Raw genomic sequence first — 24955 nt, 5'->3', positions numbered from 1 at the left:
GAATTCAATCTTTTTTTCGTTTTATGGTAAATGGAAGCAGATAGAATATATGACAATGGTATACAGAATGTTGAATCGTTTGAGAAGGTTAATCGTATTGGGCTTTGGAATATGACATTTTCTCTTTCTCTTTAATAGCGAATAATTTTATTTCAATATTATAAGTGTTACACGTAGAAATGAGTAAGTTCCGTGTTAAAATGTGGGAATTTTTCAAGCCTGAACGTGCAGCTGTAATCTCGGTAAAATTTCTATTGGTTTTATGGACAATATTTAATTTTACAAAAACTTAAAAAAGAATGAAGAAAGTAATTCATATAATAAAGAAGTAAAAGAGTTTTCTCATTTTTAATGTGAGAGGGGGAAGCACAGGGGAAATTCTATGTATTCGTATATTTTCTATTGTATATTCCTGTGCGAAAAGGAAATGAAAATTACGATAATAGGTACCGGATACGTTGGATTGATTACAGGAGTAGGATTGGCAGTATTGGGACATTCGGTTACATGTTTTGATATAAATGATGAGAAAATGGAACGGATAAAACAAGGGAATCTGCCTATTTATGAAGCTGGCTTATATGAATTAATACATGATGCGTGTGAGAATAATCGTTTAACTTTTACAACAAGTAAAGAAGAAGCATTTCATGATGCAGAATTTATATTTATTACAGTTGGAACGCCATCGTTATTAGATGGGACAGCAGATTTAACATATATTCAAAATGCATGTTTTGATATTGGAGCATATGCGACTAAAGACATTATTGTTGTTACAAAAAGTACTGTTCCTGTAGGGACGAATGGTGCTATGAGGGGATGGATTGAGGAGACATTACAAAATAGGCATGAGTTACATATTGTATCGAATCCCGAATTTTTACGGGAGGGTTCAGGGATTTACGATTTTTTTCAGGGAGATCGTATTGTAATTGGAGCTGATAATGAGGAAGCGGCGCGAAAAGTTGAGGATTTATATAGTAAATTACATTTGCAAACGTATGTTACAGATATAAAAAGTGCAGAGATGATTAAATACGCATCGAATGCCTTTTTAGCGACAAAAATTAGTTTTATCAATGAAATTTCAAATATATGTGAGAAGGTAGGAGCTAATGTATTAGATGTTGCAAAAGGAATGGGAATGGATAAGAGAATTGGGTCGTCTTTTTTAAATGCGGGCATTGGTTACGGGGGATCGTGTTTTCCGAAAGATACGAAAGCGCTTGTGCAAATTGCAGGGAATGTGGCACATGATTTTCGTTTGTTAAAAGCCGTCATTGAAGTAAATAATAAACAACAGCTATTATTGATTGAGAAAGCGAAGAAAGTAATAAATATGAACAAGAAGCGAATTGCAGTGCTGGGAGCAGCATTTAAACCGAATACAGATGATATAAGAGACGCACCGTCCCTTATTATGATACAAGAATTAATGAATATAGGTGCAGACATAGTACTATATGACCCGAAGGCGATTCAAAATATGAAAAATATCTTTGGGGAGACTATACAATATAGCGAATGTATAGATGAATCGATTAGAGGAGCGAGTGCGGCTTTTATCGTGACAGAATGGGAGGCTATCCGAACGTATCCGTTAGGAAAGTACGTACAACTTATGAGAGAACCTATTTTATTTGATGGAAGAAATTGTTATACTAATGAGGATGTTAAGAAACAAGGAATAGATTATTATTCTGTTGGAAGAGAAAGTATTCATAAGAGGGATTTTTCCGTTATTCGTTAAAAAGGTATGTATTCATGTATATTCTTATATGTCATAATAGGATTTGTAACTAGTGAAAGAAAAGAGGCAATGAAATGACTGAACGTTTAAAAGTAATGACAATTTTCGGGACACGTCCAGAAGCAATTAAAATGGCACCTCTTGTATTAGAGTTGCAAAAGCATCCAGAGAAAATTGAATCAATTGTGACTGTAACAGCACAACATCGTCAAATGTTAGACCAAGTATTAAGTATCTTTGGAATTACACCAGATTTCGATTTGAATATTATGAAGGATCGCCAAACTTTAATCGATATTACAACGCGTGGTTTAGAAGGTTTGGATAAAGTAATGAAAGAAGCAAAGCCGGATATCGTACTTGTACATGGTGATACGACGACAACGTTTATTGCAAGCTTAGCTGCTTTCTATAATCAAATTCCAGTAGGTCATGTCGAGGCAGGACTTCGTACATGGGATAAATATTCTCCATACCCAGAAGAGATGAATCGTCAATTAACAGGCGTAATGGCAGATCTTCATTTCTCACCTACAGCAAAATCAGCAACGAACTTACAGAAAGAAAATAAAGATGAATCACGTATTTTCATAACAGGAAATACAGCGATTGACGCACTAAAAACGACTGTAAAAGAAACATATAGTCATCCTGTACTAGAGAAACTTGGAAGTGATCGTCTTGTACTTATGACAGCTCACCGTCGTGAAAACCTAGGAGAGCCAATGCGTAATATGTTCCGTGCAATTAAGCGTCTTGTTGATAAGCATGAAGACGTACAAGTTGTGTATCCTGTTCATATGAACCCTGTTGTTCGTGAAACTGCAAATGATATTTTAGGCGATCATGGCCGCATTCATTTAATTGAGCCGCTAGATGTAATTGATTTCCACAATGTTGCAGCTCGTTCATACTTAATGCTAACTGATTCTGGTGGTGTACAAGAGGAAGCTCCGTCATTAGGTGTACCGGTTCTTGTTCTTCGTGATACAACAGAGCGTCCAGAAGGTATTGAAGCAGGTACGTTGAAATTAGCGGGAACAGACGAAGAGACAATCTTTAGTCTTGCTGATGAGTTGTTATCAGACAAAGAAGCTCATGATAAGATGTCAAAAGCATCTAATCCGTACGGTGATGGCCGTGCATCAGAGCGTATTGTAGAAGCAATCTTAAAACATTTTAATAAATAAAAAAACAGCCAAATCGCATGCGATTTGGCTGTTTTATTGCTGATTTCTCATAATCCACTCTGCATGAGCATTCGTAGAAGGAGGGGGATCAGTTGGTGTTTTGTTCTGATTCGTTTCTTTCTTTGCTTTCTCGTTAGAGTTCGAATTTGAAGAAGGAGTGGATTCCGTTTTTGTTGTTGAATTTTCTTGCGTGGTTACCTTTTCTCCTAGTTCTTTTTTAATTTCGTTACGTACTGCCTCAACACCGTTTGGATCTGGAAGGAAGTAATAAATACCACCTATTTTTTTGTCTTCTCCTTCAAGTTTGAGTGTTTGTATTGTGGAAGGATCAAACCCAGAAAGTTTCTTGTAAAGAGCAAGGCCATCAGAAATAGGAATGTCAGTTTTTATATATTTTCCAACGACTGCTGTCAAATCTTTAATTTTAAATACGGTAGAGGTGGAATTTAGTTTTTGAACAACAGCAGCTAGTAATTGTCTTTGTCTAGCGGCACGACCATAGTCACCATTCGGATCTTGCTTTCGCATACGAACGTAAGCGAGTGCTTCTTCACCATTTAATTCTTGTTGTCCTTGCTTAAATTCGATTTTTTTGTAGTAATCCACGTCTGAACGCTCCCAAAAGTCGAAGGGGACATCAACAGTCACACCGCCAACAGCATCAACAATACCTTTAAAGCCTTGGAAATCAATTTTAAGATAATGGTCGACAGGCACTTTTAGAAAACCTTCGACAGTTTTGATTGCCATTTCTTCTCCGCCGTAAGCATGCGCAGCGTTAATTTTGTCCTCTTTATTCTTTCCGACAATTGGAACGCGACTATCCCGAGGAATACTCATAAGCGAAATCTTTTGCGTTTTCGGATTGACTGTCGCAAACATTAATGAATCTGTACGACCGTTTTGGCCGTCTGTTGCATAATCTTCTATACCCATAATAAGGAGTGTAAAAGGCTCCTTTGTAATTTCTACATCTTCGGTTCTCAAATCCGATTTTTCACGAGTAAAACCACTATACATCCCCATGAGAGAAGAGTAGGAATTTAATATATAAAGTCCTACACTGCCAAATAAAAATAAGAAAATAAGGAAGTAGAAAAACTTTCTTCTTCGTTTCTTTTTTATTCTGCTATTTTGGAGATGATAATAACGTTCTTCCATATATAATCTCCTTAGTTCATTTGTAGGAAAGTAATTCACTACATTAATCTTTAAAGGCGATACAGTAGTTATTCTTAGATAACATCTTGTTCTAAGTACAACATATCTCCTTCTGTAATTGTACATTTCCCATTTGTTAATTCAATCATCCAATCCGTGAATGCTTGTTTTCCATCTTCTTCTACATACGTATCAAATGTGACATTTTCGAGGTAATGTATATCTTTAATGGCATATTTTGAATTGCGTAATTCATTTTCAATTTTGCCAAGTAATGTGTAATCAATTTCGGTCTGCATAACACGCATTAATTTTCGCTCGACAACACCGACATGATTAATGCCTTCGCTTGTACATTTTCCATATGCGCGAATTAATCCACCAGCGCCCAGTTTGATGCCACCAAAATAGCGGGTAACGACAACGACGATATCTTTTAAACCGCGTTTTTTTAGTACCTCTAACATAGGTACGCCAGCTGTACCGCTAGGTTCACCATCATCATTTGCTTTTTGAATTTGATCTTGTTCGCCAATTAAATAAGCAGAACAATTATGTGTTGCATTCCAGTTTTGTTTTTTGATTTTTTGTATGAATTCTTGAGCCTCTTCTTCGGTTGTAGCACGACTAACATAACAGATGAATCTTGATTTTTGAATGACAATTTCGTGTTCACCGTAGTCTTTTATTGTTAAATATTGTAATAACACTTGTATACGCTCCTATCCATCAAAATGACTAGTACTTTACATTTTAAAAGCGGGCGTTTTTATATTCAAACATTTTTTATAAATAAGCTGAAATTTTTGGTGAGTGTTTTACCTTTTTGTTGTAATTTGTCGAGATGATGAGTATAATTTCAAACCCGCATTTTCATGTATGGATGCACCATTTTTAGTTTTCGTGTAAAATTAGGAAATAAAAACTTTTTTATAAGGCAGGTACGAAAATGAAAACAGCTATTGTTACTGATAGTACAGCATATATACCGAAGCATATTCGTGATGAACTCAATATATATATGATTCCATTAAACGTTGTGTTTGGAACGGAATCTTATCAAGAAGAAGCTGAAATTTCAGCAGATGATTTTTATGTAAAAGTACGTGAGCAAGAAGAACTTCCAAAAACTTCTCAACCAGCAATCGGAAAGTTTGTTGAGCTATATGAAGAATTATCTAAGGATTATGATGCAGTTATTAGCATTCATCTTTCAAGTGGGATTAGTGGTACATATCAAACGTCAACGACAGCTGGTCAAATGGTAGAGGGTATTGATGTATATACGTACGACTCTGAAATTAGTTGTGAAGTACAAGGATTCTACGTGCGTGAAGGTGCAAAGCTAGCAAGCGAAGGGAAGGATCCAAAAGAGATTATCGCCCGTTTTGATGAAATGAAGAAAACGATGGACGCTTATTTTGTAGTAGATGATTTACACCATTTACAACGTGGAGGCCGATTAAATAGTGCGCAAGCTTTCATCGGTAGTCTGTTACAAGTAAAGCCGGTTTTATATTTTAGGGACAAAATCATTATCCCGTTTGAAAAGATTCGTACGCGTAAAAAAGCGCTAAAACGTATCATTGAAATTTTTGATGAGCAAGCAAGTAAAGGTTTACCTATGGAAGCAGTTATCATTCATGCACAACGTGAAGAGGAAGCGAATGAATGGAAGGCAGAATTAGAAGCAAAATATCCTCATGTTACAATCCGCACAGGTTATTTCGGTGCTGTAATTGGAACGCATTTAGGTGAAGGTGCACTAGGTCTTGGATGGTATACGAAGTAATAAAGATATAAAAAGCTCTCTTTCGGAAGAGGGTTTTTTTACGGATATTTTACGTGAAGTTGACAAGTTAATATTTGGAAATGGTAAAATGTACGTAAAATAAAATAATGAGGAAAGTTTTATAACTTACTTTTTACAAGAAACTATATTATAATAGAAGAGAGGTGAAACATATGGAGCATAATTCTTGTTTATGTCCAAAGTTTGAGTCAGCTTTTACTTTGCTTAGTAAGAAATGGACTGGCTTAATTATTAAATCTTTGCTGGAAGAGTCAAAACGTTTTAGAGAAATCGCAGATATTATACCGAATATGAGCGATCGTATGTTATCAGAGCGTTTAAAGGAATTGGAAAGCGAAGGCATTGTAGTTCGTAATGTTTATCCAGAAGTACCAGTTCGAATCGAGTACGGCTTAACGGACAAGGGAAAAGCGTTAGAAAGTGTTATGGATGAAGTCCAAAATTGGGCTGAGAAATGGATGAAATAACGTTTTGATTTCATCCGTATTAGTATATTTAATAAAACGTAAGGGAAACCTTGCGTTTTTTTCTTTGCTTACAAAAAAGTATTTAAAATTCTACACATACGTACAAAAATATGCATATTTTGCGATAGTGTTACATATAATATTACATTTGTTTTACAAAAGCGTAACATTAGCAAAAAAAATCCCGAATTATGGTATAAATTTTATAGGTTATATACGGAAAAAGAAAAAAGAAAGCGGTGTAAAAAATAAAATGAAAAAGCTAAAAATGGCATCTTGCGCATTAGTGGCAGGGTTAATGTTTTCAGGACTAACACCAAATGTATTTGCTGAAGATAAAATTTCTGACGTGAAATCACAAATTAATACACAAAATGACACTTTACATAAACAACAACAAGAACGTGATGAATTACAAAAACAAATGAATGACTTAAACAAAACAATTCAAGGTTTAGATAAGTCTGTTCAAGAGAATGCTGCAAAGCTTGATGAAACAACGAAAAAAGTTGCGGACACTGAGCAATTAATCGAAAAGAAAAATAAAGATATTGCAGAATTACAAACGAAAATTGCAAAACGTGAAGAGTTATTAAGAAAACGTTTAGTTGCACTTCAAGAGCAACCAAACACGAACGTTGTAACAGAAGTTCTTGTAAACTCTAAAAACGTTGCAGATTTAGTTGATCGTTTAACTTCTGTTTCTAAAATTCTTGAGTCTGACGAAGATATCATGAAAACACAACAAGAAGATCAAGCGAACGTGAAAAAAGATGTTGAAACGGTAAAAACAAAGCAAAAAGAATTAAAAGAAGCACAAGCTCAAATTGAAACTGCTAAGAAAGAACTTGACGCTGAAAAAGAGAAAAAAGCAGCGGCAGTAAACGATTTAAGCGGTAAAATGGATACAGTTGTAACTTCAATGACAAGTACGGAAAGTCAATTGAAAGATCTTGAAAAACAAGCATTACAATTACAACGTATTGCTGAACAAGAAGCGCAAGAAAAAGCTGCACAAGAAGCTGCTGCTCAAAAACAAGCAGAGCAAGCTGCTAAAGATGCGCAAGCTCAACCAGCACAAGTGGTACCTGCTCAGCCAGCGGCACCAGCAAACAACGGTGGACAAGCTCAAAAAGAAGCACCTAAAAAGGAAGAGCCTAAAAAAGAAGCACCTAAAAAAGAAGATAAAAAACCAGAACCGACACCAGGCCCAGCTCCAGCTCCTGGCGTAATTGGTAAAGCGCAACAATACTTAGGCTTACCATATGTTTGGGGAAGTGCATCTCCATCAAACGGTGGTTTTGACTGTAGTGGATTCATTTCTTACGTATTCGGTGTAGGTCGTCAAGACGTTGCAGGTTACTGGAATTCAGTTTCTAAAGTAAGTAGCCCACAACCTGGAGATTTAGTATTCTTCCAAGGTACTTATAAACCAGGTCCATCTCACATTGGTATTTACGTTGGCAATGGCCAAATGATTCATGCTGGTGACAAAGGGATTGCTTACTCTAGCTTAAGCAGTAGCTACAACCAAAAACATTTCTTAGGATACGGTAGATTCTAGGATTTATAATCGAATAAAACATGTGTATAAAGTCGATAGCTTACTATTTTATAAGTAGGTTATCGGCTTTTTTGCGTTTTTACGAGATTATAAGAAAGGCTTATAGTAGTGCTGGAGGTGAGTGCTAATGCTTGCTGGAAAACAGTTGCTATTAGAAGAACTCTCTTCAGATTTACGGAGAGAATTAAGTGATTTGAAAAAGAAGGGAGAGGTTGTATGTGTACAAGGTATAACAAAGAATACTTCTAAATATATATGTCAGCGCTGCGGAAATATAGAGAAGCGGCTATTTGCATCATTTTTATGTAAAAGGTGCGGTAAAGCATGCGCGTATTGCCGGAAGTGTATCACGATGGGGAGAGTTAGCGAATGTACTGTACTTGTTCGCGGGATTCATGAAAGAAACGGAGACAGGGAGCTAAATCCGTTACAGTGGAATGGGGCTTTATCGATTGGTCAGGAGTTGGCGGCGCAAGGAGTTATAGAAGCGATTAAGCAGAAAGAATCTTTTTTTATTTGGGCTGTGTGCGGGGCTGGAAAAACAGAAATGTTATTTTACGGTATAGAAGAGGCGCTCCAAAAAGGAGAAAGAGTTTGTATCGCAACGCCAAGGACTGACGTTGTACTGGAATTAGCGCCGAGATTACAAGAAGTGTTTCCAAGTATAACTGTAGCTGCTTTATACGGAGGGAGTGTAGATCATAAAAAAGATGCAGCGTTAGTCGTTGCAACGACTCACCAACTGTTACGTTACTATAGAGCGTTTCATGTGATGATTGTAGATGAGATTGATGCCTTCCCGTATCATGCAGATCAAATGTTACAGTATGCAGTTAGGCAAGCAATGAAAGAGAAAGCAGCGCGTATTTATTTAACTGCAACCCCTGATGAAAAGTGGAAGCGTAATTTCAGAAAGGGGAAACAAAAAGGTGTTATTGTGTCAGGACGATACCATCGTCACCCGTTACCAGTTCCTCTATTTAGTTGGTGCGGAAATTGGAAGAAAAGCCTCCATCATAGAAAAATTCCTCGCGTGTTACTACAATGGTTAAAAATGAACTTAAATAAAAAGTATCCTATTTTTTTATTTGTTCCTCATGTGCGATATATAGAAGAAATAAGTCAGTTGTTGAAAGGGTTGGATAATAGAATCGATGGCGTGCATGCAGAAGATTCGATGAGAAAAGAAAAAGTAGCATCTTTCAGAAAGGGAGACATTCCGTTATTAGTTACAACGACAATTTTAGAAAGAGGAGTAACTGTGAAGAACTTACAAGTGGCTGTGTTAGGAGCTGAAGAAGAAATTTTTTCAGAGAGTGCGCTCGTACAAATTGCAGGCCGAGCGGGGCGTAGTTTTGAAGAGCCATATGGTGAGGTTATGTATTTTCATTACGGTAAGACAGAGGCAATGGTACGTGCGAAAAAACATATTCAAAGTATGAACAAAAATGCGAAAGAACAAGGATTGATCGATTAATGCATTGTTTACTTTGTGATGAGTATATGGTGGAAACAGTTAGTTGGTACACCTTCTTTGTAAAGTCCCACCAAAAATATGTATGTGATAGATGTGAGCAAAAACTTTCCTATATTATAGGAGGAATTTGCATGGATTGTGGTCGTCCTTTAGATGACTTACCTACCCGATATAAAGAAAATGATATTTGCATGGACTGTGTAAGATGGAGGAATGAGGAAGGATATCGTCCTTTTAAAAATCGTTCGTTGTACGTGTACAATGATGATATGAAAGGTATACTAGCGCAGTTTAAGTTTCGAGGTGATGCGGAGTTAGTTCATATTTTTTATCAATCTTTTCGGGAGTTATTTCAAAAGTATTTTACGGACGTTTCAACCGTTATTGCTGTTCCGCTTAGTAGGGAACGGGAATATGAACGAGGTTTTAATCAAGCAGAGTTATTAGCAGCATGTTTGCCTGTCAAAAATTTTTATTCATCATTAAGAAGGAAGGACACAGAAAAGCAAAGTAAGAAATCGCGTAAAGAAAGGCTTTCGGGAAGTAATCCTTTTTATTTTCAGAGAGAAGAGATGTTTCATGGTCAACACATTTTACTTGTTGATGATGTATATACGACAGGAATTACAGTGAGACAAATTGGAAGTCTTTTCTATGATAAAGGAGCAAGCGAAGTTTCTAGTTTGACGCTCTGTAGAAGTTAATCTGTAACTGTCGAAAGAGATAATAAAAAGACGATAAGTCTTCTTTGACTTCGTATGTTGTCATTCGTTATAGTGAAATTATGGGGCAAATGCCCTGATTTTTAGAGTGAAGGGAATGGAATGAACATGCAAGGAAGAGTAAAATGGTTCAATGCAGAAAAGGGATTTGGGTTTATTGAGCGTGAAGACGGTGATGATGTGTTTGTTCATTTTTCTGCTATTCAACAAGATGGATATAAGTCATTAGAAGAAGGGCAACAAGTTGAGTTTGATATTGTAGAGGGAGCACGTGGACCGCAAGCAGCTAATGTTGTAAAACTGTAGGTATATTGTTTTTGGGAAGAGAAAGCTGCGCTTGTGGCAACGTTATATATATGGTAGAACCTCTTGTTTTTTTGCAAGGGGTTTTTGTTATGAATGGAGTTGTCAAAAAGTTGTTTCTTTTCTGTAACGAATTGTCCACAGTTATATTCGTTATTCACGATGTTAATAGGATAAAATAAAGATAGAAACGATGCATCTTTTCATTTCAACAAAAAACGATAAAAAAATCGCAATTCCACTAATTTTTTTAAAAAAGTTAGAAGGAGTTTTTAAGCCGGTGTCGAAATTATAGTACATAGGCTTGAAAGGAGGAATTCATCTATGAAATTCAACATTCGTGGTGAAAATATTGAAGTAACTCCAGCATTAAAGGAATATGTAGAGAAAAAACTAAGTAAGTTAGAGCGTTATTTTGATACATTCCCAGAGATTAAAGTTAATTTAAAAGTATACTCTGACAAGCAACGTGTCGAGGTAACAATTCCATTTACTGATTTATTACTTCGTGCAGAAGAAACTAATAGCGATATGTACGCTGCTATCGATTTAGTAGTTGATAAACTTGAGCGACAAATTCGTAAACATAAAACAAAAGTAAATCGTAAGTTACGTGAGAAAGGTTCTATGAAAACGAACTTTATCCTTCCAGAAACAGTAGCTGTTCTGGATGAGGTAGAAGAGGATGAACTAGAACTTGTACGTACAAAACGATTCGATTTAAAACCGATGGACGTTGAAGAGGCAATCCTACAAATGGATATGCTAGGACATAATTTCTTCGTCTTCACAAATGCTGATACAAATGAAACTAACGTTGTATATGGCCGTAAAGATGGGAAATATGGTTTAATTGAAACTAAATAATAATTCAAAAGCGCAGCCGAAATGGCTGCGCTTTTTTTGTATTTTTATTTTTCGCAGCAAGGTTAAAAAACTTTGTAAGTAGCCGATTTCATTAAGAAGTGATTTTAGGCATTATTTCGTTAAAATCGCATGAGAAAATTCAAAACTTAGAGAAGTGAGTTACTCGTTATTATTTGGAACAAGCATAGGAATATAGCTATCTTTACAAGTAATTCTTTGCTAGGAGTATATTATTGTTTTTGAAAATTTAACAAAATGTTCGCAAGTGTAAAAGTAATATTAAATATTCTGAAATCAATTGAACGTATGTTGAGGTGTTGTTACTATAATATCGTATTATATGGATTCTATTGCTCCAGTGAAAAAATAAAATCAATATAATGCTACAAATTATCGGAGGTGCTTTTAGTGAGCATTAAGAAAAAAAGTCGTTTTATGCTTGGATCTGTTTTATCTTTAGGTATTTTAGCTAGTACTTTCGTTTTAACCGAACCAGCTAATGCTGATACAAGGGATGATCATGTAGAATTTACCTTTAGACTTTGGAATGCATATGATTATACTAATGCAAGTCCTAAAGAGACACCTACTTCTATGTATATGCGTGTGAAGAGTAGTGAAAAGGGCGGTGGTTCTTTCAACGTTTGGACAGAAGCAGATAAAAATAAAGGTAAAGGTGATAGAGATTGGGTAAATGTTTCAGGTGAGTCAGGTAAGCATGAAGGAACGGTGCGACCAGGTAAAACGTATCTTTTCCAAAATTACGCATATGAAAACTATGGAAAAAATGTACCTGTGAGATTCGGTGGTTATTCTAGAGAAAATAATGCTTATCCTACTGCTTGGAGCCCTGATAGTGTAAGACCTAGTGGACCTTACACTGAATATTGATTTAGAAATTATAAATTAAAATTATTTATTGTGTAACGTTAGAAAAAGTCGTCTAGTTCATCATCTGGATTATACGACTTTTTCTACTATTTCATTTTTTGAATAGGAGGGGCTGCAATGAAGATTATTTCAAAATATATTTTATTCTGTTGTTTTATATTGATTATTTGTTTATTAGCCTCTTGCCATAAGAAAGTAGATGAACCTATTGTAAATATTGAAGATACTTTAACGGAAAAAGATAATTTGAAAAGTATTCAGTTGAAAGAAATTAATAAAAATACTGTTTTTGAACAAGTATTTTTGGAAAATGAAACTGGTGATGATTTCTTTCAAGGGCAAATAGATAGAAATGATATTGCAATAAAAGATAATCTTTCAAATAAAAAAATAAAGTCAGGAGTTATACCAGAAAATTATTATGTTTTTTTGACAGGTGTTACGAATAAGAAAAAACCAACGTATCTTTTGGGACGGATTGAACAAATTGATGGAAAAATAATTCGGTGGAAACAAGAAGTTAAGAGTGTAAAAAGAAAAGGTACAAATGATGTTTATCAGTATGAAGTTGAGTTTCCTAAATTTGAAGGAGAGAGAGCAAATGTTTCTTTTCGTTACATCTGGTTAAATAAAGAAAATAAATGTTATGGTGTTGCGGATCAACTGTTCATATTAAAAAAGATTTGAATTTCATTAATGGTTTATGGAGGAGCTGTAGATGAGTTACTTTTTAAGAAGGATTTTAAAAGGTAAAATGTTTTGGTTGTCTTTATTTATTATGTTAGTAATTATTACTGCTCAATATATTTCTATGCTAGTAACAACTAAAGGATTTAATGATACTGGGATTATAAAGGTATCACCATATTTATCTAATATTTTATATTTTACTAGATTACCATTTTATAGTGAGTTTTATCTACTTATATTTCCTATAATCTCTGCAATGGCTGTAGCAGGGATTTATAGAATCGATAAAAATTATGGATTTATTTATCCTGTTATTTCTAAAATGGGAACGGGTTATTATTTTAAGCTACTTTATTTTATTAATTTTATTGTATCTTTTTTTATTATAAGTGTCCCTTTACTATTTAACTTTTATTTATATGCAATGACTTATCCAACAGTTGCTCCGCATCCGGTATTAAATTATATGGCTGCTACTGTTTCACCAACAGCTCAATTTCATACGGTTTATTATGAGTATCCTACTTTATATTTTCTTATGTATGTATTTTTAAATGGTTTATACGGTGCGGTTTTGTCAAGTTTGGCTTTATCAGTTTCGTTTTTTATAAAACGAGTTTATTTTATTTATTTAGTGCCATTTATTTTACATATTTTTTGGCTTGGTATTGGAAAGGGAATTCTCAATCCTAAAGATTATTTAATTAAAGATCTCGGCTTTTTTGAATTAAAAATTTTTCTTAGTGTATTGTTATGTATTTGGTTTTGTTCTGTAGTTCTTTATTTACGGGGGAGTAGGAAGCATGTTCTTTTATAATGTAATGAAAGAAACTATAAGGATGAAATATATTTGGTTAAGTATTCTTTTTTTACTTAATGTCAGTATCATAGGTTGTTTGTTCAATTATTTTGAACCTGGAATTGTAAAAGAGAAAATGAACGAATTGGAAACCTTGTATAAGGTTATATCGTTTTATAATTTGTCGACCATATTTATTCCTTTAACTATCGTTTTTTCTGTATATTCTATGTCAAATTTTTTTAGTATTTATGTAGTGTATCGAGTGAATAATGCATTGAAATTAGTTTCTATCTATTATTTGAAACTAATTGTTTTTGTTTGCTTTTTTGCTGGGAGTATGATTTTACAGTTGTTTTTGATGTCGAATATGATGGCTGTAACTAGTGTTGATGTAAATTATCCATTATTATTTTGCATTCAACTATTTGCGAATATTTTTATATGCATAATAAGTGCTTTCTTGCAATTATTTTTACCTAGTTTACTTGTAATAATATGTATGATTACTGCTGTTTTATTAGATAGATTTATATTACATGGATTTTTATTTACAAATGCTTTTTATATAAATGTGTTTGAAGATGCTACTGGTTTACTTATACGCTTATTTGGATGTTTTTCTATCTTTTTTATAAGTGTATGGATTTTATCTAAAAAAAGTTATATTTCTATGAATGATGAGACAGAGGTGATCTAGTTTACATTATGATTTTATATTATTTGTTAAAAAGAGATTTACATGTAAGGTTTCGAGATTCCATCAAGATAATGGCTTTTTTATTCTTAATTTACGCTATGATTGTAGTTACTTTTTTATACAATCAGCCTCTTAGTAATGGTAAAGAAACTGTATTAGTAGATGTTACCTTTTATCGATTTTTTCATGGAGTCGACTTTGTGGATTTATCTTATTTTTATAAGGAGGGGCGATTTTCTATCCCTTTTTATTGGATATTCTTTCAAATCGTTCCTTTGTTGCTAGTAGGGAAGTTTGCCCTTTCAGATATTCAACAGAATGGTGTTTATTTATTTCCTCGTGTTAAGAAGAAGCATTTTCTGTGGTTAACGAAAATGCTATCTTTGTTTTTTTACATAGTTTGTATTTGGGTTGTTATGTATTTTATTTGGTTTACGGTGTACTATTTGCTTCCTTATGGCGAGAGTTCTTTATATAGTCAATTTCCTTATAAGATATTAGGTACTATGCTAATTCAAATCATTATCAGCTTTTTATTAGCTTTAATTTTTGAGCTTTTAACGTTCTATATACCAATAACTATTGTTTTTGTACTAATGTTGTTGTACCTATTTTTGTCTATTTTCTTTCATAGTATTTATTTTTTAGGATCTTTTGTTATGCCAAATCGTTGGTATTTTGTTGATCACAGTTCAATTCAATTGACTTTAGGTAATAATCAATCTATTCAATGGAATGATTTACTTCTAATAGGAGTAGTAATTGTTGTTGTAATGATTTTATTAGGTAGTTTTTGTTTTAAAAAACTAGATGTGATAGGTGAATAATTTATGGACAATTATATTAAATGTGAATGTATGACGAAAAGATTAAAGGGAAATATTGTGTTAGATAATATTAGTTTGTCAGTAAAAAAAGGAGAGTTTTTAGTTTTGAAGGGGCATAATGGTTCTGGTAAAACAATGATTTTACGTGCTATATCAGGATTAATGCGTTTAAATTCTGGAGTTGTTTATATAGATAATGAAATGATTGGAAAACAAAAGCAATTCCCTGATTCTATGGGGATATTGATTGAATATCCAAGTTTTATTCCAGGGTATACTGGTTTTCAGAACTTGAAGTTTTTATCATCGATTAACAATAAAATATCTGATGAGGAAATTTATAATATTATTCAAAGGGTTGGACTTGATAAAACAGATAAGAGAAAGTATAAAAGATACTCTTTAGGTATGAAACAACGTTTAGGGATAGCGCAAGCTTTAATGGAGCAACCAACACTATTGTTATTAGACGAGCCAACGAATGCTTTAGATAGTGATGGGATAAAAGATGTTTTGGATATTTTGAAAGTAGAAAAGTCTAAAGGAACGACTATTGTTGTAGCCAGTCATGATGTGCATGTTCTAGATAATGAAATGGTAGATCGTATTGTACATGTTAATAATGGAAAGTTGGTAGATTAAGAGTGACAAGAAAATATGTCTTAATAAGCGTTGGATTGTGTCTGTTGCTATGTATATTTGCTAGTTTATTAAGATTTAAAACATTAAATCTTAATAATGAATCTTATAAAGTGGTAAAAGATGAGTTTTTATCTAATAGAACTTTTGAAGATGGGCAAGGAGTTACTTTTCATGCACTTAATCCTCTTGATCCTACAAAAGTTTATGATCCTTATGAAGACCGTGAAGTAGTGACGTATGTATTACCTTTAGATATTACAAATACAACGAATCGGGATATTAATTTGCTTAGTAATAAATCTATTTCTAATACAATGTTTTATTCTAAAATAGGAGAGTTTTATAATGTAATTCCATATTCAATGGAATTACCTGAAAAATATCAGTTTGAGCCTGTAATACCTGCTGGTAAAACAGTGCGAGGATATATAGGGACAAATTATTTTATAGGAGATGATCCTTATAAAAATTATAAAAACTTTTCAAATGAATCAACTAAAGTGAAATTCATTTCTTTTATGAAGGATCAGAAAGGGAAGTATCATGAATTAGAAATACCGATAAATTAATAAAATTTATGATTGGTACAGCTATATTTTAATGGTGTTTGTAGATCTTGCAACATAACAATATTTTTTAAAGTCGGAGTTTTTTTGCAGGTGTAAGTATCCATGGATGCTGCACCTGCGAAATTTCCGGCTTTTTGTAATTGTCGATTTAGATTTTATTAAGGAATTTCTGGTAGTCATGTTCTTTAAAAGGAAACTTGAAAGAATAGGACTTAGATTTAATACGAAATTTGTAACGTGAAATTGAAATAGCGAGACAGAGAAAAGGAACGTAACAAATAAAATAAAAACTTTTTTTGAATATAAGGCCCGACATTTTGCCGATTGTTGTCATAGTTATAAGACAAGTGTTACAATTATCATTAGGTATATACATTTTAGTTTTTTTAATTAGGAGAAAAATTGGCATAACATACATTTGATTTTTATAACGACTGATTGTAATAGAGAAAAAGAAAAACAATCGGAAGTTTTATTTTAATAAAAAAGAGGAGCGTATTTCCTATGATCGGTATTTTAAAAAAGGTATTTGATGTAAATCAACGCCAAATTAAACGTATGCAGAAGACAGTTGAGCAAATTGATGCATTAGAGCCATCTATTAAGCCATTAACTGATGAACAATTAAAAGGGAAGACGCTTGAATTTAAAGAACGTCTAACAAAAGGTGAAACAGTAGATGATCTACTACCTGAAGCTTTTGCGGTTGTTCGTGAAGCTGCGACTCGTGTTCTTGGAATGCGTCCGTATGGTGTACAGTTAATGGGTGGTATTGCCTTACATGAAGGGAATATCTCTGAGATGAAAACGGGTGAAGGTAAAACGTTAACATCTACATTACCTGTATATTTAAATGCTTTAACAGGAAAAGGTGTTCACGTTGTTACAGTCAATGAATACTTAGCACAACGTGATGCGAGCGAAATGGGACAACTTCATGAGTTCCTAGGATTAACAGTAGGAATTAATTTAAACAGTATGTCACGCGAAGAGAAACAAGAGGCTTATGCTGCTGATATTACGTATAGCACAAATAATGAGCTTGGATTCGATTACTTACGTGACAACATGGTTTTATATAAAGAGCAGTGCGTTCAACGCCCACTGCACTTTGCTATTATCGATGAAGTCGATTCTATCTTAGTCGATGAAGCGCGTACGCCACTTATTATTTCTGGACAAGCTCAAAAATCAACAGAGCTGTACATGTTTGCAAATGCATTCGTTCGTACGTTAGAAAATGAAAAAGATTATTCATTTGATGTGAAGACGAAAAATGTAATGTTAACAGAAGATGGTATTACGAAAGCGGAGAAAGCTTTCCATATTGAAAACTTATTTGATTTAAAACATGTAGCGCTTCTTCACCATATTAATCAGGCACTTCGTGCGCACGTTGTTATGCATCGTGATACAGATTATGTTGTACAAGAAGGCGAAATCGTAATTGTAGACCAATTTACTGGTCGTCTTATGAAAGGTCGTCGTTATAGCGAAGGGTTACACCAAGCTATCGAGGCAAAAGAAGGCGTAGAAATTCAAAATGAAAGTATGACGCTTGCGACAATTACATTCCAGAACTACTTCCGTATGTACGAAAAGTTATCTGGTATGACTGGTACAGCGAAAACAGAGGAAGAGGAATTCCGTAACATTTATAATATGAACGTTATCGTAATTCCAACGAACAAACCGATTATTCGTGATGACCGTGCAGATTTAATCTTCAAATCAATGGAAGGTAAATTTAATGCTGTTGTTGAGGATATTGTAAATCGTCATAAACAAGGGCAACCAGTTCTTGTCGGTACAGTTGCGATCGAAACGTCAGAACTTATTTCAAAAATGTTAACGCGTAAAGGTGTACGTCATAACATCTTAAATGCGAAAAACCATGCGCGTGAAGCGGATATCATTGCAGAAGCAGGTATAAAAGGCGCTGTAACGATTGCGACGAACATGGCAGGTCGTGGTACAGATATTAAGCTTGGAGACGATGTGAAAAACGTTGGTTTAGCCGTTATCGGTACAGAGCGTCACGAAAGTCGTCGTATTGATAACCAGTTACGTGGTCGTGCTGGTCGTCAAGGGGACCCAGGTGTTACGCAGTTCTACTTATCAATGGAAGATGAACTAATGCGTCGCTTCGGTTCTGATAATATGAAAGCGATGATGGATCGCCTTGGTATGGATGATTCTCAGCCAATCGAAAGTAAAATGGTTTCTCGTGCAGTAGAATCTGCGCAAAAACGTGTAGAAGGAAATAACTATGATGCACGTAAGCAGTTACTACAATATGATGATGTACTTCGTCAGCAACGTGAAGTTATTTACAAACAGCGTCAAGAGGTAATGGAGTCTGAGAACTTACGCGGTATTATTGAAGGTATGATGAAATCTACAGTAGAGCGTGCGGTTGCACTTCATACACAAGAGGAAATTGAAGAAGATTGGAACATTAAAGGTCTTGTTGACTACTTAAATACGAACCTTCTGCAAGAAGGAGATGTGAAAGAAGAAGAATTACGTCGCCTTGCTCCAGAGGAAATGAGCGAGCCAATTATCGCGAAATTAATAGAGCGTTACAACGAAAAAGAGAAGCTTATGCCAGAAGAGCAAATGCGTGAATTCGAAAAAGTTGTTGTATTCCGTGTTGTAGATACGAAATGGACAGAGCATATCGATGCGATGGATCACCTTCGTGAAGGTATTCATTTACGTGCTTACGGTCAAATTGATCCACTTCGTGAGTATCAAATGGAAGGATTCGCAATGTTCGAATCAATGATTGCTTCTATTGAAGAGGAAATTTCTCGTTACATTATGAAGGCTGAAATTGAACAAAACTTAGAGCGTCAAGAAGTTGTTCAAGGTGAAGCTGTTCACCCATCTAGCGATGGCGAAGAGGCGAAGAAAAAACCAGTTGTAAAAGGTGACCAAGTGGGCCGCAACGATTTATGTAAATGTGGTAGCGGTAAAAAATATAAAAACTGCTGTGGCATTGGGAAGTAATATAGGGCGGTAGCCCAGGCTGCTTTGCAAACTTTTACATCAAAAATGTATAATTAAGAAGGATTAAACTCTCTCCGTCATAAGTGGAGAGAGTTTCCCTTGTTTTCATACGAAAGTAACAGCAATTACATAGAGGTGAAGGAAATGGAATTAGTAGAAATTAGACAGGAATTAGAGAAAATGGCTAAGAGATTAGCGGCTTTTAGGGGGTCTCTTTGACCTCCCTACTAAGGAGAAACAAATTGCAGAATTAGAAGAGAAAATGATGGGCGCAGGATTTTGGGATGACCAACAAGGCGCACAAGCTGTAATTAACGAAGCAAATGCACTGAAAGATATGGTTGGAAAGTTCCGTCAGCTAGATGAGACGTTCGAAAACCTAGAAATTACGCATGAGCTTTTAAAAGAAGAGTATGATGAAGATTTACATGAGGAACTTGAATCAGAAGTAAAAGGCTTAATTCAAGAAATGAATGAGTATGAGCTGCAGTTACTACTTAGCGATCCTTATGATAAAAATAACGCCATTTTAGAATTACACCCAGGTGCTGGTGGAACAGAGTCACAAGACTGGGGCTCTATGTTACTACGTATGTACACACGTTGGGCTGAAAAACGTGGGTTTAAAGTAGAAACTGTTGACTACTTACCAGGTGATGAAGCTGGTATTAAGAGCGTTACTTTATTAATTAAAGGTCATAACGCTTACGGTTACTTAAAAGCTGAGAAAGGTGTACATCGTCTTGTACGTATTTCACCATTCGATTCTTCAGGCCGTCGTCATACATCGTTCGTATCTTGTGAAGTTGTACCTGAGTTCAATGATGAAGTTGAAATTGAAGTGCGTACAGAAGACTTGAAAATTGATACGTATCGTGCAAGTGGAGCGGGTGGACAGCACGTTAATACGACAGATTCAGCAGTTCGTATTACGCATACACCGACAAATACGGTTGTAACGTGTCAGTCAGAGCGTTCTCAAATTAAAAACCGTGAGCATGCGATGAAGATGTTAAAAGCGAAATTATATCAAAAGAAATTAGAAGAGCAACAAGCGGAGTTAGATGAAATTCGCGGAGAACAAAAAGAAATCGGATGGGGTAGCCAAATCCGTTCTTACGTATTCCACCCATATTCTCTTGTGAAAGACCACCGTACAAATACAGAGGTTGGTAATGTGCAAGCAGTTATGGATGGAGAAATTGATCCATTTATTGATGCTTACTTACGTTCTCGCATCTAATAAGCTAAGTGAAAAAAAGCCAACAAAATTGTTGGCGCACGTTGAGGATATAGAGGACATAAAGAGTGCTATTTTATTTATATGGATGAAGTACAGAGGAAGAGAAGTTGGAAACGACAACTTCTCTTTTTGATGGGATTATATGTAGCATACAATGTTGTATATTGTTTTGTAAAAAGTAGAAAATAGTAAAACAGATTGGCAATAGAGTAAGGCTTTCTACAGAATTTTTCTAAATTCCCGTTCAAAAAGAATCCTTTATAGAAGTTTATAAGTTGTTCACAGAATTGAAACAACTTATAAAAGCTTTATATCATTAGGGTTCTCACTTTATTTTTGAAGAATATGAAATATACCTTAGTTTTTCTATATAAAGATAATGCTTATAATGAAAATGAGTGTGTTAGGAATGAAAAGAATATCAACAATGGGGAGCGATAGAAGTGAAAAAGAAATTATTGGCTATTGCGCTAGGAACATCAGTCGTTTTTGCTTTAGGAGCGTGTGGAAATAAAGAAGAGAGTAAGCCTTCGAACCAGTCTGCAAGTACAGACAGTGCAGAACAAATTTTCCAAAGAAGTTGTGCTGGGTGTCACGCAACAGATTTATCAGGAGCAACTGGACCTGATTTAAGAAAAGTAGGCGGGAAGTACGACGCTGCAGATATCGAAGAAATTATTAAAAAAGGTCGCGGTTCAATGTCGCCAGGACTTATTCAAGGTGAAGATGCGAAAAAAGTAGCTGAGTGGTTAGCTGAACATAAATAAAAAGGGGGAAAATGGACGAGTTGATTCATATAATCAACTCGTTTCCCTTTTTTTGGAATGTAACATAACTGTAACAAAAATGTATCCAAACTGGAAACCGTTTGATGTTACAATGAGGTTTGTAGAATTTTGCTGAAATATATTACATAGAGTAGTATTGCTTAGAAAAAGAGTATAAGTAGACTGCCTTCAACAAGAGTGGTTTAAAAGAGAATAAAGGTTTAGCTTTTATTTTCAAATGTACAGAAAAGTATTTCGAAAAAAATCATTAAGTATTGGGTGATAAATAATGATAAAAATGACGAATGTTTATAAGGAGTACCCGAATGGTATGAAAGCCATTGCTGGTCTCACAGTTAACATTAAACAAGGCGAGTTTGTATACGTAGTTGGACCGAGTGGAGCCGGAAAATCTACATTTATTAAAATGATGTATCGTGAAGAGAAGCCATCTACAGGATCAATTAATGTAAATGGTCTTACTATCGAGTCATTAGCAGAAAGAGACGTTCCATATTTCCGTCGTCAATTAGGCGTGATTTTCCAAGACTTTAAATTACTACCTAAATTAACGGTATATGAGAATGTTGCGTTTGCCTTAGAAGTAATTGAAGAAGAGCCAGATGCAATTCGTGAGCGTGTAACAGAAGTGTTAGGTCTTGTAGGTCTTGAAGATCGTGCAGACGCACTTCCAAGCGAACTTTCAGGCGGGGAGCAGCAACGTGTTGCGATTGCGAGAGCAATTGTTAATAGACCAAAGGTTGTAATTGCCGATGAGCCAACAGGTAACTTAGATATTGAAACAGCTCTTGATATTATGAAGATTTTCACGCGCATTAATGAGCGTGGTACAACGATCGTTATGGCGACACATAACGCAGATATCGTAAATACAATCCGTCATCGTGTAATCGCGATTGAAGGCGGAAAAATTGTTCGAGATGAGATGGAGGGAGGATACGGATATGAAGGCTAAGACCCTTAGTCGACATTTGCGAGAAGGTGTAAAGAATCTATCACGTAACGGATGGATGACGTTTGCTTCTGTTAGTGCAGTAACAGTTACATTATTACTTGTAGGTGTCTTTTTAACAGCGATTATGAATATGAACCATTTTGCGACGAAAGTAGAGCAAGATGTAGAAATTCGTGTACACATTGATCCAGCGGCAAAAGAAGCTGATCAAAAGAAATTAGAAGATGATATGAGTAAGATTGCAAAAGTAGACTCTATTAAATATTCTTCTAAAGAAGAAGAGTTAAAACGTTTAATTAAAAGCTTAGGCGATAGTGGAAAGACATTTGAGTTATTTGAACAAGATAACCCACTTAAAAACGTATTCGTTGTAAAAGCAAAAGAACCAACAGATACAGCAACAATTGCGAAAAAGATTGAAAAAATGCAGTTTGTAAGTAATGTTCAGTACGGAAAAGGGCAAGTTGAACGATTATTTGATACTGTAAAAACTGGTCGTAACATCGGGATTGTGTTAATTGCTGGTCTTTTATTCACAGCGATGTTCTTAATCTCTAATACAATTAAAATTACAATTTATGCTCGTAGTACAGAAATCGAAATTATGAAACTTGTAGGTGCAACAAACTGGTTTATTCGTTGGCCGTTCTTATTAGAGGGATTATTCCTAGGAGTATTAGGATCAATTATTCCAATTGGCTTAATTCTAGTTACGTATAATTCGTTGCAAGGTGTGTTTAACGAAAAACTTGGCGGAACAATTTTCGAACTTCTACCATACAGCCCATTTGTATTCCAATTAGCTGGTTTACTAGTGTTAATCGGGGCTTTAATCGGTATGTGGGGAAGTGTAATGTCAATCCGTCGCTTCTTAAAAGTATAAAAAGTTGCAAACATAATTCGTACAAGCTTATCATATAGTAGAAATAGGTAAAGGCATCACACACTGTGTGATGCCTTTTGCTACACCACCTGTGTGTTTTGGAAAGGGGAATTCCGCATTGAAACGTAGAGTTGCAATTATTGGAATGGTTGTTGCATTTTTAATTGGTGCTGGCGGAATGTTTGCGGGTATGTCTTTATTTGGGGTTAACCCAGCAGAAGTAACGCAAACAATTTCGAATGGAAACGCTAGCACTGCGCAAGGGAATTTGGCAAAAATTAATGAGGCGTATGCACTAATTGATTCACGTTATGTGGAAGACGTGAAAGATGAAAAATTAGTCGAAGGTGCAATACAAGGCATGTTGTCTACGCTGAAGGACCCTTATTCCACGTATATGGATAAAGAAACGGCTAAACAGTTTAGTGAATCGCTTGATCCCGAGTTAGAAGGGATTGGGGCTGAGGTGAACAAAACGGACGGTAAGCTTATTATCGTATCTCCAATTAAAGGCTCACCAGCAGAAAAGATTGGAATTAAACCGAATGACCAAATTTTATCTGTAGATGGAAATAGTGTGAAAGATTTATCACGTGAAGAAGCAGTATTAAAGATTCGTGGTAAAAAAGGAACGACTGTTGCGATTGAAATTAAGCGTGCAGGAGTAGCTGATCCGATTGTATTTAAAATTAAGCGTGAAAAAATTCCAATCTTCACAGTGTTTAGCTCTGTGAAACAAGAGAGTGGAAAAGATATCGGTTATATGCAAATCACTTCTTTTGCTGAAAATACAGCGAAAGAATTTAAGGATCAGTTAAAAGAGTTAGAGAAGAAAAACATAAAAGGCTTAGTTATTGACGTACGTGGTAATCCAGGTGGCTACTTAAATAGTGTAGAAGAGATACTAGGAGAAATTATGACGGATAAAAAGCCGATGCTACAAGTAGAGCAAAGAAATGGTGAGAAGAAGAAATTCTCTACGGAACTAAAAGAGAGAAAGCCATATCCAATTTCAGTATTAATTGATAATGGAAGTGCTTCTGCTTCAGAGATTTTAGCGGGTGCGCTAAAAGAGGGAGAAGGATACGATTTAATTGGTGAAAAAACGTTTGGCAAAGGTACTGTTCAGCAAGCTGTTCCATTTAAAGATGGCAGCAATATCAAATTAACGATGTTCAAATGGTTAACACCGGATGGAAACTGGATTCATAAAAAAGGAATCAAGCCAACTGTAGAAGTGAAACAACCAGATTATTATCATGCGACACCAATTCAAATTGAAAAGACACTCTCATACAATGCAAATGATGTACAAGTAAAACATGCCCAAGAAATGCTTAAGAGTTTAGGATATGTACCAGGACGTGAAGATGGCTACTTTAGTAAAGAGACAGAATCAGCACTGAAAGCATTCCAAAATGCGAATAAGATGGAAGCGACAGGACAGCTCGATAAAAAGACAGCTGAGGCGATTCAAACGAAAATTATTGAAAAAATCCGTTCTGGAGAAAATGATCTACAATTACAGTCAGCATTAAAATTAATGGCGAAGTAAAAAGAAATACAGGCGGTTTGCTGCCTGTATTTTTTTGTGTTAAACAAACGTTTGTCCAGTTATGATAATATAAAAAGAAAGAAT

24 protein-coding genes are annotated in these 24955 nt (G+C 35.0%); 22 read left to right on the top strand and 2 right to left on the bottom strand.

The genetic code is table 11. From position 1 onward, the window contains the following. Nucleotides 1-382: 382 nt before the first annotated feature. Together MR070_RS15820 and wecB are read left to right on the top strand one after the other, a co-directional pair. Complete coding sequence (locus tag MR070_RS15820) at nt 383-1753, top strand: UDP-glucose dehydrogenase family protein (RefSeq protein ID WP_242261599.1); 1371 nt, start codon at nt 383-385, stop codon at nt 1751-1753. 74 nt (nt 1754-1827) lie between these two features. Next, on the top strand, nt 1828-2943 hold the full coding sequence (gene wecB, locus MR070_RS15815) for a non-hydrolyzing UDP-N-acetylglucosamine 2-epimerase (RefSeq protein ID WP_000140134.1): 1116 nt from the start codon (nt 1828-1830) through the stop codon (nt 2941-2943). Nucleotides 2944-2976: 33 nt separating this feature from the next. Here the strand turns inward: wecB and MR070_RS15810 are convergent, their stop codons facing one another. Together MR070_RS15810 and MR070_RS15805 are read right to left on the bottom strand one after the other, a co-directional pair. Further along, nucleotides 2977-4104, bottom strand: a complete 1128-nt coding sequence (locus MR070_RS15810) for an LCP family protein (protein ID WP_000392773.1) — start codon at nt 4102-4104, stop codon at nt 2977-2979. Between the two features lie 74 nt (nt 4105-4178). Then, nucleotides 4179-4814 carry a YigZ family protein gene (locus MR070_RS15805; RefSeq protein ID WP_242261598.1) on the bottom strand — a complete coding sequence of 212 codons (636 nt, stop codon included), beginning with the start codon at nt 4812-4814 and terminating at the stop codon, nt 4179-4181. A gap of 239 nt (nt 4815-5053) precedes the next feature. Between MR070_RS15805 and MR070_RS15800 the strand changes: the two genes are divergently transcribed. The 20 genes from MR070_RS15800 (at nt 5054) to MR070_RS15705 (ending at nt 24871) form a co-directional block, all read left to right on the top strand. Beyond that, nucleotides 5054-5896, top strand: a complete 843-nt coding sequence (locus tag MR070_RS15800) for a DegV family protein (protein ID WP_113712271.1) — start codon at nt 5054-5056, stop codon at nt 5894-5896. 173 nt (nt 5897-6069) lie between these two features. Beyond that, complete coding sequence (locus MR070_RS15795; protein ID WP_000400857.1) at nt 6070-6384, top strand: winged helix-turn-helix transcriptional regulator; 315 nt, start codon at nt 6070-6072, stop codon at nt 6382-6384. A gap of 148 nt (nt 6385-6532) precedes the next feature. Continuing rightward, nucleotides 6533-7948 carry a C40 family peptidase gene (locus tag MR070_RS15790; RefSeq protein WP_242261597.1) on the top strand — a complete coding sequence of 472 codons (1416 nt, stop codon included), beginning with the start codon at nt 6533-6535 and terminating at the stop codon, nt 7946-7948. A 127-nt stretch (nt 7949-8075) separates the two neighbouring features. Further along, on the top strand, nt 8076-9425 hold the full coding sequence (comFA, locus tag MR070_RS15785) for an ATP-dependent helicase ComFA (RefSeq protein WP_000879438.1): 1350 nt from the start codon (nt 8076-8078) through the stop codon (nt 9423-9425). Continuing rightward, nucleotides 9425-10129, top strand: coding sequence for a ComF family protein (locus MR070_RS15780; protein ID WP_041184158.1), 705 nt, complete (start codon nt 9425-9427; stop codon nt 10127-10129). Before comFA ends, MR070_RS15780 begins: the two co-directional genes overlap by 1 nt. 126 nt (nt 10130-10255) lie before the next feature. Continuing rightward, nucleotides 10256-10453 (top strand): cold shock protein CspC, encoded by a 198-nt coding sequence (gene cspC, locus MR070_RS15775; protein ID WP_001162041.1) that lies wholly within the window; start codon nt 10256-10258, stop codon nt 10451-10453. Between the two features lie 321 nt (nt 10454-10774). Further along, nucleotides 10775-11317: a ribosome hibernation-promoting factor, HPF/YfiA family gene (gene hpf, locus MR070_RS15770; protein ID WP_000671192.1), complete on the top strand. Its 543-nt coding sequence runs from the start codon at nt 10775-10777 to the stop codon at nt 11315-11317. Between the two features lie 408 nt (nt 11318-11725). Beyond that, a complete protein-coding gene (locus MR070_RS15765) occupies nt 11726-12208 on the top strand; it encodes a hypothetical protein (protein WP_242261596.1) in 483 nt (160 codons plus the stop codon). Nucleotides 12209-12325: 117 nt separating this feature from the next. Next, a complete protein-coding gene (locus MR070_RS15760) occupies nt 12326-12895 on the top strand; it encodes a hypothetical protein (protein ID WP_000691998.1) in 570 nt (189 codons plus the stop codon). A gap of 31 nt (nt 12896-12926) precedes the next feature. Continuing rightward, a complete protein-coding gene (locus tag MR070_RS15755) occupies nt 12927-13715 on the top strand; it encodes a hypothetical protein (RefSeq protein ID WP_000120066.1) in 789 nt (262 codons plus the stop codon). Next, complete coding sequence (locus MR070_RS15750; protein ID WP_044792034.1) at nt 13702-14397, top strand: hypothetical protein; 696 nt, start codon at nt 13702-13704, stop codon at nt 14395-14397. The genes MR070_RS15755 and MR070_RS15750 overlap by 14 nt, the downstream gene beginning before the upstream one ends. 71 nt (nt 14398-14468) lie before the next feature. Then, complete coding sequence (locus MR070_RS15745) at nt 14469-15224, top strand: hypothetical protein (protein ID WP_041184269.1); 756 nt, start codon at nt 14469-14471, stop codon at nt 15222-15224. A 3-nt stretch (nt 15225-15227) separates the two neighbouring features. After that, nucleotides 15228-15866, top strand: a complete 639-nt coding sequence (locus MR070_RS15740) for an ATP-binding cassette domain-containing protein (protein ID WP_044792036.1) — start codon at nt 15228-15230, stop codon at nt 15864-15866. Between the two features lie 41 nt (nt 15867-15907). After that, nucleotides 15908-16435: a hypothetical protein gene (locus tag MR070_RS15735; RefSeq protein ID WP_041184268.1), complete on the top strand. Its 528-nt coding sequence runs from the start codon at nt 15908-15910 to the stop codon at nt 16433-16435. A 504-nt stretch (nt 16436-16939) separates the two neighbouring features. Continuing rightward, nucleotides 16940-19447, top strand: coding sequence for a preprotein translocase subunit SecA (gene secA, locus MR070_RS15730; RefSeq protein WP_000579366.1), 2508 nt, complete (start codon nt 16940-16942; stop codon nt 19445-19447). A gap of 144 nt (nt 19448-19591) precedes the next feature. Then, a protein-coding gene (gene prfB, locus MR070_RS15725; RefSeq protein WP_096001716.1) for a peptide chain release factor 2 occupies nt 19592-20690 on the top strand; the annotation gives its coding sequence in 2 pieces (ribosomal slippage) (nt 19592-19663 and nt 19665-20690; 1098 coding nt in all). A gap of 443 nt (nt 20691-21133) precedes the next feature. Continuing rightward, on the top strand, nt 21134-21457 hold the full coding sequence (gene cccB, locus MR070_RS15720; RefSeq protein WP_000727968.1) for a cytochrome c551: 324 nt from the start codon (nt 21134-21136) through the stop codon (nt 21455-21457). A 289-nt stretch (nt 21458-21746) separates the two neighbouring features. Next, nucleotides 21747-22433, top strand: a complete 687-nt coding sequence (gene ftsE / locus MR070_RS15715; RefSeq protein WP_000594318.1) for a cell division ATP-binding protein FtsE — start codon at nt 21747-21749, stop codon at nt 22431-22433. Next, nucleotides 22423-23316, top strand: coding sequence for a permease-like cell division protein FtsX (gene ftsX / locus MR070_RS15710; RefSeq protein WP_000645019.1), 894 nt, complete (start codon nt 22423-22425; stop codon nt 23314-23316). Before ftsE ends, ftsX begins: the two co-directional genes overlap by 11 nt. Nucleotides 23317-23434: 118 nt before the next feature. Continuing rightward, complete coding sequence (locus MR070_RS15705) at nt 23435-24871, top strand: S41 family peptidase (RefSeq protein WP_000830290.1); 1437 nt, start codon at nt 23435-23437, stop codon at nt 24869-24871. Nucleotides 24872-24955 lie beyond the last annotated feature (84 nt).

The organism is Bacillus cereus group sp. BfR-BA-01453 (genome assembly GCF_022662915.1).
In the GTDB taxonomy this organism is placed as follows: domain Bacteria; phylum Bacillota; class Bacilli; order Bacillales; family Bacillaceae_G; genus Bacillus_A; species Bacillus_A paranthracis.
The sequence above is the reverse complement of the archived record's forward strand: the minus strand, read 5'-3'. Positions and strand labels throughout refer to the sequence as shown.

Coding starts and splice junctions, on each gene's coding strand:
- MR070_RS15795 (WP_000400857.1), top strand. CDS start 6,070: ATGGAGCATAATTCTTGTTTATGTCCAAAGTTTGAGTCAGCTTTTACT.
- MR070_RS15810 (WP_000392773.1), bottom strand. CDS start 4,104: ATGGAAGAACGTTATTATCATCTCCAAAATAGCAGAATAAAAAAGAAA.
- ftsX (WP_000645019.1), top strand. CDS start 22,423: ATGAAGGCTAAGACCCTTAGTCGACATTTGCGAGAAGGTGTAAAGAAT.
- MR070_RS15755 (WP_000120066.1), top strand. CDS start 12,927: ATGAGTTACTTTTTAAGAAGGATTTTAAAAGGTAAAATGTTTTGGTTG.
- wecB (WP_000140134.1), top strand. CDS start 1,828: ATGACTGAACGTTTAAAAGTAATGACAATTTTCGGGACACGTCCAGAA.
- MR070_RS15780 (WP_041184158.1), top strand. CDS start 9,425: ATGCATTGTTTACTTTGTGATGAGTATATGGTGGAAACAGTTAGTTGG.
- ftsE (WP_000594318.1), top strand. CDS start 21,747: ATGATAAAAATGACGAATGTTTATAAGGAGTACCCGAATGGTATGAAA.
- secA (WP_000579366.1), top strand. CDS start 16,940: ATGATCGGTATTTTAAAAAAGGTATTTGATGTAAATCAACGCCAAATT.
- cspC (WP_001162041.1), top strand. CDS start 10,256: ATGCAAGGAAGAGTAAAATGGTTCAATGCAGAAAAGGGATTTGGGTTT.
- comFA (WP_000879438.1), top strand. CDS start 8,076: ATGCTTGCTGGAAAACAGTTGCTATTAGAAGAACTCTCTTCAGATTTA.
- MR070_RS15740 (WP_044792036.1), top strand. CDS start 15,228: ATGGACAATTATATTAAATGTGAATGTATGACGAAAAGATTAAAGGGA.
- hpf (WP_000671192.1), top strand. CDS start 10,775: ATGAAATTCAACATTCGTGGTGAAAATATTGAAGTAACTCCAGCATTA.
- MR070_RS15800 (WP_113712271.1), top strand. CDS start 5,054: ATGAAAACAGCTATTGTTACTGATAGTACAGCATATATACCGAAGCAT.
- MR070_RS15745 (WP_041184269.1), top strand. CDS start 14,469: ATGGCTTTTTTATTCTTAATTTACGCTATGATTGTAGTTACTTTTTTA.
- MR070_RS15760 (WP_000691998.1), top strand. CDS start 12,326: ATGAAGATTATTTCAAAATATATTTTATTCTGTTGTTTTATATTGATT.
- MR070_RS15750 (WP_044792034.1), top strand. CDS start 13,702: ATGTTCTTTTATAATGTAATGAAAGAAACTATAAGGATGAAATATATT.
- MR070_RS15820 (WP_242261599.1), top strand. CDS start 383: ATGTATTCGTATATTTTCTATTGTATATTCCTGTGCGAAAAGGAAATG.